This window comes from Streptococcus sp. SS4, from assembly GCF_030440125.1.
In the GTDB taxonomy this organism is placed as follows: Bacteria; Bacillota; Bacilli; order Lactobacillales; family Streptococcaceae; genus Streptococcus.
The window spans coordinates 40,742-55,167 of the sequence record NZ_JAQFJM010000008.1 but is presented as its reverse complement, the minus strand read 5'-3'; the positions used below and the strand labels follow the sequence as shown (position 1 = coordinate 55,167).

Annotated in this window: 10 protein-coding genes; 5 read left to right on the top strand and 5 right to left on the bottom strand. The window is 37.9% G+C overall.

Features of this window, described 5'->3' with window-relative positions; all coding sequences use genetic code 11:
• Position 1: 1 nt before the first annotated feature.
• Complete coding sequence (locus PCY16_RS08050; RefSeq protein ID WP_002884898.1) at positions 2–1,249, bottom strand: extracellular solute-binding protein; 1,248 nt, start codon at positions 1,247–1,249, stop codon at positions 2–4.
• 183 nt (positions 1,250–1,432) lie between these two features.
• Between PCY16_RS08050 and PCY16_RS08045 the strand changes: the two genes are divergently transcribed.
• The 3 genes from PCY16_RS08045 (at position 1,433) to glgP (ending at position 6,448) form a co-directional block, all read left to right on the top strand.
• Complete coding sequence (locus PCY16_RS08045) at positions 1,433–2,425, top strand: LacI family DNA-binding transcriptional regulator (RefSeq protein ID WP_037599813.1); 993 nt, start codon at positions 1,433–1,435, stop codon at positions 2,423–2,425.
• Positions 2,426–2,685: 260 nt separating this feature from the next.
• Entirely contained in the window at positions 2,686–4,185 is a 1,500-nt protein-coding gene (malQ, locus tag PCY16_RS08040) for a 4-alpha-glucanotransferase (RefSeq protein ID WP_037599815.1), read from the top strand.
• Position 4,186: 1 nt separating this feature from the next.
• On the top strand, positions 4,187–6,448 hold the full coding sequence (glgP, locus tag PCY16_RS08035) for a glycogen/starch/alpha-glucan family phosphorylase (RefSeq protein ID WP_195413636.1): 2,262 nt from the start codon (positions 4,187–4,189) through the stop codon (positions 6,446–6,448).
• Positions 6,449–6,566: 118 nt separating this feature from the next.
• Here the strand turns inward: glgP and PCY16_RS08030 are convergent, their stop codons facing one another.
• Positions 6,567–7,685, bottom strand: coding sequence for a hypothetical protein (locus tag PCY16_RS08030; RefSeq protein WP_226973084.1), 1,119 nt, complete (start codon positions 7,683–7,685; stop codon positions 6,567–6,569).
• Positions 7,686–7,808: 123 nt separating this feature from the next.
• Between PCY16_RS08030 and PCY16_RS08025 the strand changes: the two genes are divergently transcribed.
• Positions 7,809–8,798: a lipoate--protein ligase gene (locus tag PCY16_RS08025; protein WP_195413634.1), complete on the top strand. Its 990-nt coding sequence runs from the start codon at positions 7,809–7,811 to the stop codon at positions 8,796–8,798.
• 267 nt (positions 8,799–9,065) lie between these two features.
• A complete protein-coding gene (xerS, locus tag PCY16_RS08020) occupies positions 9,066–10,136 on the top strand; it encodes a tyrosine recombinase XerS (RefSeq protein ID WP_195413633.1) in 1,071 nt (356 codons plus the stop codon).
• A gap of 163 nt (positions 10,137–10,299) precedes the next feature.
• On the opposite strand, the gene PCY16_RS08015 is transcribed toward xerS, so the two are convergent.
• The 3 genes from PCY16_RS08015 to pstB all read right to left on the bottom strand — a co-directional run bounded on the left by PCY16_RS08015 (position 10,300) and on the right by pstB (position 14,414).
• Positions 10,300–12,840, bottom strand: coding sequence for a M1 family metallopeptidase (locus tag PCY16_RS08015; RefSeq protein WP_195413632.1), 2,541 nt, complete (start codon positions 12,838–12,840; stop codon positions 10,300–10,302).
• Between the two features lie 133 nt (positions 12,841–12,973).
• Entirely contained in the window at positions 12,974–13,627 is a 654-nt protein-coding gene (phoU, locus tag PCY16_RS08010; protein WP_004182526.1) for a phosphate signaling complex protein PhoU, read from the bottom strand.
• Between the two features lie 28 nt (positions 13,628–13,655).
• Positions 13,656–14,414 carry a phosphate ABC transporter ATP-binding protein PstB gene (gene pstB, locus PCY16_RS08005; RefSeq protein ID WP_002890956.1) on the bottom strand — a complete coding sequence of 253 codons (759 nt, stop codon included), beginning with the start codon at positions 14,412–14,414 and terminating at the stop codon, positions 13,656–13,658.
• Between the last annotated feature and the right edge of the window lie 12 nt (positions 14,415–14,426).

Here is a 14,426-nt window from a genome sequence, read left to right as displayed (position 1 = left end):
CTTATTTAGCTGCTGCCAAATCTTTATCAAATTGTTGTAATTTAGTAAGGAATTGGTCTTCCTTGATTTTACCGTTATATGCATCACTCATAAGAGCAGCACTTTCAGTCCAGAAGACTGACATTTGACTAAGTTTAGGCATAACAGTTGTGTACTGATCAGATGAACCCATAGTGATTACAGCTTGTGCAAGAGCATCCTTTTGAACAGCTTCAGAAGCTTGAACTTCTTTGTTAGCTGGGATGATGTGACGGTCTTCATTAGTGAATTGGTTATTTTGACTGTCTTTGCTTGTCAAAGCTTGTGCCAATTGGTAAGAAGCAGCGATACGTTCTGCGTTACCTTTAGATGGTGTTTGGTTAACTGCGTAAAGTTTAACACCCATGAAGGCTTTTTGTTGAACGTCTTGACCACCGATATTAACTGTTGGGTAAACAGCAACACCAAGATTGTCTTTACCAACAGCTTTAGCAGCTGCAGCGTAGTCCCATGGTCCTGATTGGAAAGCATCAACAGAACCATCTTCGAATTTAGCCATCATGTTAGCTGAATCGACATTGACAAATCCTTTATTGTCTTTTTGAGCTGCGATGAATTTAAGAACATTCACACCAGCCTCGTTACCCCAGTTAGTACCTTTCACATCTTCACCGTTAGGACCAAAGAGTGTGTCACCAACTGAAAGGAAGAGAGGAGCAGTTACATAAGCATTAACTTCTTTCAAGTTGCTACCAAATTTAGCTTTAGAAGTGATTGTTTCATATGATTTCACATCTTCTTCATTAAGTTTAGATTTGTTGTAGTATGTAACTTGAGTTTCGATACCGTATGGGAAGGCGTAAGTTTTACCTTTGTATTGAGCACCTACAGCAGCTTGTTCAGTATCTTGCTCAGCAATTTCTTTTGAGTATTGCTCTGGGATTTCTTGGATAGCTCCAGCGTCTACCAATTTACCGAGTTGGTCATGTGGAAGTGAGAAGACATCTGCAGCAGTAGAAGCATCCTTAGTCAAGTTTTCTTGAGCATTTGGATCTTCCATTTCAACCATATCAACTTTGTAACCAGATTTCTTTTCAAACTGTGCTACTGTATCTGAGTAAGATTTCTTAGCACCAGTTGGTACCCAAAGTTTCAAAGTCTTGCTATCTGAGCTTGAGCTCTTGCTTGAGTTTGACCCACAAGCCACCAAGAGCGACCCAGCCACGAGAAGTCCAGCACTACCAAGTAATACCTTTTGCCATTTTTTCATTTCTATTTCCTCCAGAAATTTAGTTTACGATAACCATTATGCAATCGCTTTCATCGTTTGTCAAGTATTTTATAAAAAAAATTATTTTTTTTGCAAACGATTGCATAAAACACCTATCTAGTTTATAATTGTTCTTATATTTTACGACTATATAGAAAATTTTATGAGAATGAGAGGGACATAATGGCTACAATTAAAGATGTTGCTAAGAAGGCTGGAGTCAGCCCATCAACGGTAAGTAGGACATTAAAAGATAACTCGGCTATATCAGAAGAAACAAAAATTAAAGTAAGAGCAGCTATGGAAGAATTAGGTTATGTACCAAACTCAGCAGCACAAATGTTGGCAACAGGCTTAACTCATAGTTTAGGTGTTGTTCTTCCTCCCTTAACAGACCGTGAAAATATCAGCCAGCCCTTCTATATGGAGATTTTAACAGCAATCAATGAAGAGGCTAGTTGTCATTCTCAGGTCGTTAGTATTGCTACGGGTGCTACTCTAGAGGAATTAGTCAAGCAAGTTGAGCTCATGCATCGCCAAAAACGGGCAGATGGCTTTATAATTCTCTATTCAGAAAAGAAAGATCCGGTTAAAGATTACTTATTAAAACAAAAAGTACCTTTTGTAGTGGTTGGAGCAGCAGTGGATAATGAAAATAAAGTAACCTATATTGATAATGATAATAAGGAATTAGGTCATGAAGCTGTGAACTACTTACAGGCAAAAGGTCACCGAAAGATTGGTTTTGTCACAGACGATTTATTTGGGCAAGTAGGACAGGAACGTTATCAAGGGTATCAGGAAGTGGCAGACAATCTAAATTTGGATGTCTTACCTGAACTTGTATTTTCAGCTCGAACAATCGAGACTTTTAAAAAGGAATTGGAAAGATTTTCTCCGACAGCTTTGATTGTTAAGGATGACCTTATTGCCCTTCGTCTCATTCAATGGTTAAACAACCAAGGATTTAGAGTTCCTGAAGATTATGCCATTATTTCTTTCAATAATTCGACTTTTGCTGAAATCATGCATCCTTTCTTGACCACATTTGACATTAATATTCAGGCACTAGCTAAAGAAAGTGTTCAAAACCTTCTTGGGATTCTTAAAGCGACTAAGATTAAGTCGCAAAAAGTCATTATTCCATTTAAACTTATAGAAAGAGAAAGCGTCTGAACTTATCCCTAATAGGTTAAGGAGCATCCAAGTAGTTGGTTAGAAAAACAGCCGGCTACTTTTTTCGTTTAAAAAGAAACCTATTTTTCGAATTCAATAGAAATAAAGATTTAAGAAAATACTCCCGTAATGTAAGCGCTTGTTTTACGAACTTTATTTTAAAGAGCTATAAATTTTTTATTTTTTTGTTAAAAATTCTTGACTAATGCAAACGTTTGCATTATAATAATAAGTGTAAAAAATAATTTGAGGTAAACGTTATGAACAAACGAGCAAGCGGTGTTTTGATGCACATCACATCACTTCCAGGTGACTACGGGATCGGATCTTTCGGTCAAGCAGCCTATGACTTTGTTGATTTCTTAAAAGAAACAAAACAAACTTACTGGCAGATTTTGCCACTTACTACAACAAGTTATGGGGATTCACCTTACCAATCATTCTCAGCGGTAGCAGGAAATACACACTTTATCGATTTGGATTTCCTTATTCGTGACAAATTTTTAACTAAAGCTGATGTTAAAAACGCTGACTTTGGGTCAGATCCTGAGTTTATTGACTATGCTAAAGTTTACGAAGCACGTCGTCCAATTCTTGAAAAAGCAGTTAAAGCAATTTTAGCAGATAAGAAAGAAACTAAAAGATTCGAATCTTTTAAAACTAAAAATGCTAACTGGTTAGCTGATTATGCTGATTTCATGGCTATCAAAGAACACTTCGATAACAAAGCACTTCAAGATTGGGATGATAAAAAAGCAGTTAAACGCGATGAAGCAACTCTTGAGAAACTTCGCAAAGAACTTGCTGATGTTATCACATATCACCAAGTAGTACAATACCTCTTCTTTAGCCAATGGGCAGAACTAAAAGCTTATGCTAACAAAAATGGTATTCAAATCATCGGTGACATGCCAATCTACATTTCAGCTGATAGTGTTGAAGTTTGGACTCAACCACATCTCTTCAAACTAGACGCTGAATGTAAACCGCGTTACATTGCAGGAGTTCCACCTGATAACTTCTCAGCAACTGGTCAACTTTGGGGTAACCCAATCTATGCTTGGGATAAACACAAAGCAGAAAATTATGCTTGGTGGGTATTCCGTATTCAAGAATCATTTAAACTTTATGATTACTTGCGTATTGACCACTTCAAAGGGTTCTCTGACTTCTGGGAAATTCCTGGAGGAGATGAAACTGCTGAAAATGGTGAATGGGTTCCTGGACCTGGTTATGACCTTTTCAAAGTGGTTAAAGAAGAATTGGGTGATCTTAAAATCATTGCCGAAGACCTTGGTAACATTGATGATAAGACACGTAAACTTCTTGCAGACTGTGGTTACCCTGGAATGAAGATTGTTCAATTTGGATTCTACGATACTACTGGAAATAGCATTGACATTCCACACGTATACACACAACATTCAGTTGCCTACACAGGTACACATGATAACGAAGTAATCAACGGTTGGTACGACAACTTGACGCAAGAGCAACGTGATTATACTGATGCATACATCAACCGTCGTCAAGGTGAACCAATCACACGTGCTCTTCTTCGCACCCTCTTTGCTACTGTAAGCAACACAGCTATTGCGACTATGCAGGATATCCTTGATAAACCTGAAAATAGCCGTACAAACTTCCCTAACACAGTTGGTCAAAACTGGAAATGGCGTATGCTTCCAGGTGAAATTACTGTCGACAAGAAAGAATTTTTGACAGACATTACAGAAAGATATAATCGAGGTAATAACTAAAATGGCTACATTTACACAATATGTTGAAGCAAAAAACAAAAATCTTAAGGACCTTTCAAACGAAGGAATCTACTATCTTTTGTTGGAATTCGTAAAAGAAGCAGCTGCTCCAAAACCTAAAAACGATAGCAAACGTAAAGTTTACTATATCTCAGCTGAATTCTTGATCGGTAAACTTTTGTCTAACAACTTGATCAACTTGGGTATCTACAAAGATGTTAAGGCTGAATTGGATGCTGCTGGTAAATCAATCAGCGAAATTGAAGACGTTGAACCAGAACCATCTCTTGGTAACGGTGGTTTGGGACGTTTGGCTTCATGTTTCATCGATTCTATGTCAACACTTGGCATCAACGGTGAAGGTGTTGGTCTTAACTACCACTGTGGTCTCTTCAAACAAGTCTTCAAAGATAACAAACAAGATGCAGAACCAAACTACTGGATTGAAGATCAATCATGGTTGGTACCAACTGATATCTCTTACGATGTTCCATTCAAAAACTTTACTTTGAAATCTCGTTTGGACCGTTTGGATATCTTGGGTTATAAGAAAGAAACTAAGAACTACCTTAACCTCTTTGATATCAATGGTGTGGACTACGGTTTGATTGATAAAGGAATCACTTTTGATCAAGACGAAATCCAAAAGAACTTGACACTTTTCCTTTACCCAGATGACTCAACTCGTAAAGGTGAGCTCTTGCGTATCTACCAACAATACTTCATGGTATCAAATGCTGCTCAACTTTTGATTGACGAAGCTATCGAACGTGGATCTAACCTTCATGATCTTCCAGATTACGCTTACGTACAAATCAATGATACTCACCCATCAATGGTAATTCCAGAATTGATCCGTCTTTTGACAGAAAAACATGGATTTGAATTTGATGAAGCAGTAGCAATCGTAAGCAAAATGGTTGGTTACACAAACCACACTATCTTGGCTGAAGCCCTTGAAAAATGGCCTCTTGACTACCTTGAAGAAGTTGTTCCACACCTTGTTGTTATCATCAAGAAATTGGATGCTATCATTCGTGAAAAATTCGAAGATCCACGTGTTCAAATCATTGACAAAGACAAACGTGTTCACATGGCACACATGGATATCCACTTCTCTACAAGCGTTAACGGTGTAGCAGCACTTCACACAGAAATCCTTAAATCTTCTGAGTTGAAACCATTCTACGACCTTTACCCAGAACGCTTCAACAACAAAACAAACGGTATTACATTCCGTCGTTGGTTGGAATTCTCAAACCAAGAACTTGCTGATTACATCAAAGAATTGATTGGCGATGGTTACCTTACTGACGCAACTCAATTGGAAAAATTGGCTGCCTTTGCAGATGATCCAGCAGTTCACAAACGTTTGGCTGAAATCAAATATGATAACAAGTTGTCACTTAAACGTTATCTTAAAGCCAACAAAGGTATCGATCTTGATGAAAACTCAATCATTGATACTCAAATCAAACGTTTCCACGAATACAAACGTCAACAAATGAACGCTTTGTATGTCATCCACAAATACTTGGAAATCAAAAAAGGAAACCTTCCAAAACGTAAAATCACTATCATCTTTGGTGGTAAAGCAGCTCCTGCCTACGTTATTGCTCAAGACATCATCCACTTGATCTTGTCACTTTCTGAACTCATCAACAATGATCCAGAAGTAAGCAAATACCTCAACGTTCACTTGGTTGAAAACTACAACGTAACAGTTGCTGAACACCTTATTCCAGCAACAGATATCTCAGAACAAATCTCATTGGCTTCTAAAGAAGCTTCAGGTACAGGTAACATGAAATTCATGCTTAACGGTGCCCTCACTCTTGGTACAATGGACGGTGCCAACGTTGAGATTGCTGAATTGGTAGGACCAGAAAACATCTTCACGTTCGGTAAAGACTCTGATACAATCATCGACCTTTACGAAAAAGAAGGTTATGTATCACGTGATTACTACGAAAAAGATGCTAACATCAAAGCAGCTGTTGACTTTATCGTAAGTGAAGACCTCGTTAAAGTTGGAGATAAAGAACGCTTGGAACGTCTCCAAAAAGAACTTATCTCTAAAGACTGGTTCATGACTTTGATTGACTTGGCTGAATACATCGACAAGAAAGAAGAAGTATACGCAGCTTACGAAGATCAAGATGCATGGAACAAAAAAGTTGTTTACAACATCGCTGAAGCAGGATTCTTCTCATCTGACCGTACAATCGAACAGTATGACAAAGACATCTGGCACACAAAATAAAAATCTAGTTGCATAGAAGGAAACAAGATCAGAAATGGTCTTGTTTTTTTGCATGAAAAAAACACAGCTAATTTAGATAGTTAGCTGTGTTTACATAAATTTAATTCTGTCAGTTATATTAATGATTCAATATATCATTAATATATGCTTCTTTATTTGATGCATCATAAGTTTTAGATGTTGAGTATTTTAGATAATGGATTTGATCTTTTGCAGTTCTGGATTCTTCTTGTAGGTATGAATCTGTTATGGTAATTTTAAAATTCTCGCTCTTACCTGTTAAATCAAGGCTTAGTGGAAAATTTTTAAATTCATCTGAGTAAAAAGCCATTTTATAAAAGTTGTATCTGTCACCTCTAAATGAATTTAAGTGAGGGAATTGTATATGGTAGATGCCATTCCAATAATTTCCATACTCTCTAATTTCGTAGTCATCGAAAAATTCCTGGATTCTTTCTTTGTTAGCAAAATCTTTATCAAAAGTAACAAAGGGAGTTTGCCAATCCCATAATGGAATTTTGCCTTCATTTCCATAGATAAAATAACTTTGCATTATTCCTGATTTAGGATTTTTCAACTTAAAGTGGTATTTACTGACGCCTTCTTTGACAGCTCCAGTTTGATATAGGGTATCGCCAGGAACTATCAAAAAGAGAAAATCCCTTAGATATAATTCGAAGTCGGTATCCATTGTTTTATCATGTAATCCTGGGAAACGCTGAATCATTTGTCTGTAATTCTCCGCATTAGAAAACCATTCTTTATCAAAGCCTGGACCGACTTCAAAAACTTTATGATCGAAATAGTTTTGATATTCTTCATAATGGTTTTCAGTAGAGGTCACCTGTCCAAAAGGTAAAGTCATATTGGTATTATCTGTAAAAGTAATATGTAAGAAAAGTCTTCGGGGATCAATTCCTTTATCAATATAATGGCCGACCTTATAGGTAGACAAATCATCTGGAAAATCGTCTTTTCCGAAGTGTAGAACCTCAATCTCAATATCTTTGACAACTTTTCTTTGAGGTATTATCTTCTTGACACTGTAATGATAAGCCTTGTAATAGTAATTCTCCTTATCATAGAGGTAAGGCTTATAAGCTCTTTGGTAGGCATTATAGAGAAAAATTCCAAGGGTTACAAAAAGAAGCAGAGCTAAGGCTATTTTGAACTTTTTATTTATTTTATTAGTTAGCCTTGAGAAAAAGAGACTCAATTTACTAGGATTTTGTATCATGTCAAAACTCCCCATATATTTTATACTATTATATCATGAAAATCCTTATACTTAAGGCGTCTTCGTGTACTTTGTCTCCGATTTCCTTTATAATATAAGTATCACATTACAAGAGGAGACCTCATGAAATATATCGTAAATACATCAAATGATCCTGCCTATAATATTGCTTTGGAAGCCTATGCTTTTCGTGAATTGGTGAATGAAGATGAATTGTTCATTCTTTGGATTAACCGTCCAGCTATCATTGTTGGTAAACACCAAAATACCATTCAAGAGATTAACAAAGAATATACAGATGCTCATGGTATCAAGGTTGTTCGCCGTTTGTCTGGTGGTGGCGCTGTTTATCACGATTTGAATAACCTGAACTATACCATCATCTCTAATAAGGCAGATGAAGGTGCTTTTGACTTTAAGACTTTCTCTCAACCTGTAATCGCCACACTTGCTGATTTGGGAGTTAAGGCTGAATTTACTGGTCGTAATGACCTTGAAATCGATGGTAAAAAGTTCTGTGGAAATGCTCAAGCTTACTATAAAGGTCGTATGATGCACCATGGGTGCTTGCTTTTTGACGTTGATATGTCGGTTCTTGGTCAAGCCCTTAAAGTCAGCAAAGACAAAATCGAATCAAAAGGCGTTAAATCTGTACGTGCTCGTGTGACCAACATCGTCGACGAATTGCCAGAAAAAATCACTGTAAATGAATTCTCAGATAAAATCTTGGAAAAAATGAAAGAATTCTACCCAGAAATGACAGAATATGTACTTTCTGAAAGCGAATTGGCTAAGATTCAGGATTCTTATGAGAAACAATTCAATACATGGGATTGGACTTACGGACAGTCACCAGAATACACAGTAGAACGTAATGTTCGTTACCCAGCTGGTAAGATCTCAACCTATGCCAACGTTGAAAATTCAATCATTAAATCTGTTAAGATTTACGGAGATTTCTTTGGTATCGGAGATGTATCAGATATTGAAGAATTGTTGGTTGGTGTACCTTACGAGTACGAAGATGTCTTGGCAAAACTTAAAACTATTGACACAACACATTATTTCTCACGTATGACAACCGAGGAGGTTGCAAAAGCTATTGTAGCTTAATCATTGTTTGAACAATCTGGAAAACTCCAGGTTGTTTTTTCTTGGGAAAAATCTTTCAGAGCGAAATAACGATATAGATATTTTCGCATTGGTTCTGGAAGTTAGTATCTGATTGATCTAGTGTGGTATTTTATATATTCAGATAGTAAACCTATAAAGACTCTAAGAGAAAACATCCTATAACATCTTTCCGAAAAACTGTAATTTTCTTGAAAGAAAGATAAGGGTGTGATATACTTCTATTAAGTAATTTTGGAGAAAAAATAAATGAAACGTGAACTCTTACTCGAAAAAATTGAAGAATACAAATCTCTAATGCCCTGGTTTGTTCTGGAGTATTATCAGTCTAAACTATCGGTTCCATATTCTTTTACGACCTTATACGAATACCTTAAGGAATATAAACGCTTTTTTGACTGGTTGACTGACTCAGGTATTTCAGATGCTCATGATATTGTCTCAATCGACATCAAAACTCTGGAAAATCTAACTAAAAAAGACATGGAGTCATTTGTGCTCTATCTACGTGAACGTCCGTCCTTAAATACCTATTCCAAGAAACAGGGAGTTTCGCAAACAACCATTAACCGTACGCTTTCAGCTCTATCTAGTCTCTATAAGTATTTAACTGAGGAGGTCGAGGGTCCTGACGGTGAGCCATATTTCTATCGTAACGTCATGAAAAAAGTTTCAACTAAGAAAAAGAAAGAAACCTTGGCTGCACGTGCTGAGAATATCAAACAGAAACTCTTTCTAGGCGATGAAACCATGGAATTTCTTGATTATGTCGAAAATGAATATGAAGTTAAGCTCTCAAATCGCGCAAAATCTTCGTTTTACAAGAATAAAGAACGTGATTTAGCGATAATAGCCTTGCTACTGGCTTCAGGGGTTCGACTTTCTGAAGCTGTTAACCTGGACCTTAAAGATATCAATCTGAAAATGATGGTCATTGATGTTACTCGAAAAGGTGGCAAACGAGACTCAGTTAATGTAGCAAGTTTTGCAAAACCTTATCTTGAAAATTATCTTAGTATCCGTGATAAACGCTATAAGGCTGAAAAGCAAGACCTTGCCCTATTTTTAACGGAATATCGAGGGGTTCCAAACCGTATTGATGCTTCAAGTATCGAAAAAATGGTTGCCAAATATTCTCAGGATTTCAAGATACGTGTGACTCCCCATAAACTACGACACACTCTGGCAACACGTCTTTATGATGCTACCAAGTCTCAAGTTTTAGTTAGCCACCAACTTGGCCATGCTTCCACTCAGGTTACTGATCTTTATACTCATATCGTCAATGATGAGCAAAAAAATGCTCTAGATAATTTATAATTACCCTAGTCTAACCATTCCTATTTGGAGTGGTTATTTCTTAGTTTACATAAATTTAATTATGCTAAAAGTATTTTATGATCATACATAAACATAACTAAATTTATGTAAAATATTACACACAAAAAACAAACTCTCCTCCATGGAAAGCTTGTTTTACTTATTAATAATCTTTAAGGGCAGATTCAACGGCTGCTTTTTCTTTTTCAATCAAGTTTACTCGTGCGGCAATTGTCTTAATTCCCATCAAGATATTACGTTCTAAGGCTTTATCACTTGTTTGTGGCTCGAAGAAAGCAATATATTGATCAAGACGTTCTTGCGTTTTAAAGATTCCTGCTGGGATATTAACAAAGCTATCAAAGCTCATATCACCACCTAGGGCTGCCTTAATCCAATCCCAGTTATCTTTCGCCCAGTTCCAAACGGTTGCTTGTGCAAATGATTTGCTGAGGAAATTCATATACCATAGGTACAAGTCTTGAGGTTTAACGACATGTTTGTCTTTAAGCTGACCTAGCACGTAGTCGAGACCTTCTTGGTTTTTAAGGTATGAAACTGCTTGAGTCAATTGACGACGGAAATTACTATCATTTGTTGTTACATATGCATTGACATAGTCTTCAACAAGAGTTAGACTGTTTTCTTGTTTCATTTGGTTAATGAGAACGAGACCACGGACACTTGCAGGGATGCTTTCAATGTTCTCTTTATGAGCTTGGAAAACACTTGCGGCCGCAAGGACTGCTGGTTGATAGTCTGCTTGAATCAAGTAGCTAAGAGCTGTTTGACGAACCATTTCGTCTTCATCTGATTCTCCACCTTTGGCATCGAAACCAAGACGCTCAAAGTCGTTTTGGAATTGACGACGTACTAAAGCCTTGTAATGCACTTCTGTTTCTGTATCCTCATCGATAAAGCGTTTCAAACCAGCGAGGATTTGAGACTTAGCTTGAGCAATCAAGAAGCTTTCTTCTTTTTCGACAAGATCAAGAAGAGCGACTAGGCTTGCATACGAGATACGGCCACTTTCAGCAAGAAGACGGCGTTCTTGCAAAATCTGAAGTTTACTTACAGTATCAAGGTTAGCAAATTCCTCTAAGAGTTGGTCCAAGAGTTCACCTTGATAATCTGTGATGTAATGTGCTGTATTTGCTGTATTAAGGCGAAGAGCTCCTTTATTTTCAGCAGCAAGCTTGTTATAATTTGGAATCTCAATACGCTCTTCTGAGAGTGTGTCTGGGAGACCCTTCCAGTTTGTGTTCAATGGAATCTCCCAAAGACGCCCTTTATCTTCATGTTCACCAATGAAGAATTGTTTTTGACTAAGAATAAGAGTGTCATCAACAACTTCTGCACTAACAACAGGGTAACCTGGTTGCTCCAACCAAGTATCCATGAAACTAGAGACATCTTTACCAGAAGCATCAGAGAGTGCATTCCAGAGGTCACGTCCAATAGTGTTGTTGTACTGGTGTTTTTCGAAGTAAGCTTTAAGTCCTTTGGCAAAGGCTTCATCGCCTAACCAACGGCGAAGCATATGCATGAGACGGCTACCCTTAGCATAAACGATAGCACTATCAAAGAGGGTATTAATCTCATCTGGGTGATTAACTTCCATGTGGACTGACTGAACACCATCTGTAGCATCACGTTGGAGGGCATGAGGCACACCAGTTGTTTGGAAATCTTCAAAGATATTCCAGCTAGGCTCAATGGCATCTACTGAAACATACTCCATCATATTGGCAAAGCTTTCGTTAAGCCAGAGATCATCCCACCATTTCATTGTAACAAGGTTACCGAACCATTGGTGAGCCAATTCGTGGGCAACCACAAGGGCTACTTGTTGACGACTTGCAGCTGAGCTATTTTCATCTACAAGAAGGTAAACTTCACGATAGGTAACAAGTCCCCAGTTTTCCATGGCACCTGCTGAGAAGTCAGGAAGTGCGAGATGGTATGACAATGGGATAGGATACTTGACTTGGAAGTAGTTTTCGTAGAAATCAATGACACGAACGGCAATATCAAGGGCAAAGTCAACGCTGTTTTCAGCTTGTGCAACTGTAGCGAAGACACCAACTTCAGTACCGTTTTGTGTTTTCGCTGTCTTACCTTGAAGAGCTCCAAAACCAAAGGCAAGGAGGTATGTAGACATACGAGGGGTTGTCTCAAAAGTCCAAACCCCAGTCTCTTCACGCAAATGGCTATTGATTTCAGGCATATTTGACAAAGCGATATCGCCTTCTTCAGCATCAAATTTCAATGAGAAATCAAAAGTAGCTTTAGCTTCTGGTTCATCAACAGATGGGAAGGCTTCACGCGCAAAATGAGATTCAAACTGCGTTGAAATAATTTCTTTTTTCTCACCATTGTAGGTGTAATATGATGGGTAAATCCCTGTCATATTATCTGTAATACGACCAGAGAATTCAATGACAAGCGTCAAAACACCGGTCTCTGGAAGTTCAATATGGAAGGCTTCGTTAGCATCATCCATTTGGAAGTTTAACGATTCATTATCCAAGAGAACGGAACTAATGGTAAGGTCTTTTTGGTGAAGGGAGATATGGTTATCAAGGGCTTCACCTGTAATGGCAACATTCCCTGTAAAGGTCTTTTCAGAACGATTAATGTCCAAGAAAAGATTGTAATTTTCAGGGATGAAACTTTCGATAAAACGAGCAACAGATGCTGTCATACGTATATACTCCTAATCTAACTTTTCGCATCGAAACAGACTGACAAATGTTTCGATATTAGACTCTTTTACAAAAGAAAAGGGTCTGAATTATTCAATACAAACCCATTATAACATAGATTGGAAGCTTTGCCTATAGTTCAATGATTTTACCAGATTTGAGGTAGACAACCCACTCGCAGAGATTGCGGGCATAGTCACCGATACGTTCCAAATACATAAGTACTTGGAAATATTCTTTGGCAGCGAAGGCGGCATCAGGATTCTTACGAACACCTTCTACTGTCATGGCTTGAATATCACGGAAATAGTTATCAATGATTTCATCTGAAGCTGCGATTTCATAAGCGCGTCGTTCGTCACTGTTCAAGTAAACATCTAGAGCATCTTCGACCATGTGGCGGACTGCTTTCCCCATTTTCTTGATTTCAGCTTCAATTTCAGTTAGACGCTCTTCACCTTTAATGCGGATGGTTGCTTTAGCGATAGCAACGGCATGGTCACCCATACGCTCAACGTCGCTAGATGCTTTAAGTGCGGTGATAACTGTACGCAAATCACTTGATACAGGTTGCTGTAGAGCAATAATTTCAAGTGATTTTTTCTCAAGTTTGGTTTCGTAGTTATTGACGATTTCGTCATTTTCAATGACTTCTTTAGCCAAATCACGGTCATGGCTGATAAAGGCACGTACAGCTTTCTTAAGCTGAGCTGCAACCTCTGTACCCATAGCGTAAAATTGGTTGTGGAGTTTTTCTAATTCTTCTTCGAAGGGAGTTCGTAACATCATAATTTTTTTAGTAATCTGTCCTTTCTTAACCGAATTTACCGGTAATATAATCTTCAGTTTCTTTATGTTGTGGATTTAGGAACATGTCTTTCGTTGATGAATACTCGATGAGTTCTCCATCAAGGAAAAAGGCTGTTCGTTGTGAGATACGACTTGCCTGCTGCATAGAACGAGTGACTAGCAACAAGGTGTATTGTTCTTTAAGGTTATAGAGGGTTTCCTCAATCTTACCAGCGGATATAGGGTCGAGGGCCGACGTTGGTTCGTCAAGAAGGATAACCTTTGGAGATGTGGCTAGTACTCGTGCAATACAGACACGTTGTTGTTGCCCTCCTGAAAGTCCAAGTGCTGAGTCATGGAGACGGTCTTTAACCTCTTCCCAGATTGAAGCACCCTTTAGTGATTCTTCTACTGCTTGATCAAGAACAGCCTTATCTTTGATACCATTGATACGAAGGCCATAAACCACGTTTTCATAGATTGACATTGGAAAAGGATTGGGTTGTTGGAAGACCATTCCGATTTCTTTACGGAGTTCAACGGTATCTGTTCGAGGACTGTAGACATTGTGACCGTTGTATGAAACAGCACCAGTAAGTGTCCATTCGGGATTTAAATCTCCCATTCGGTTGATAGAACGGAGTAGGGTTGATTTCCCGGATCCTGAAGGACCGATAAGGGCCGTGATTTCATTTGGATAGAAATCCATTGTCACATTATTGAGGGCTTTTTTCTTATTGAAATACACCGATAAATCATTAATTGAAATGATTGGTTCAGTCATAAGTGCTCCTTT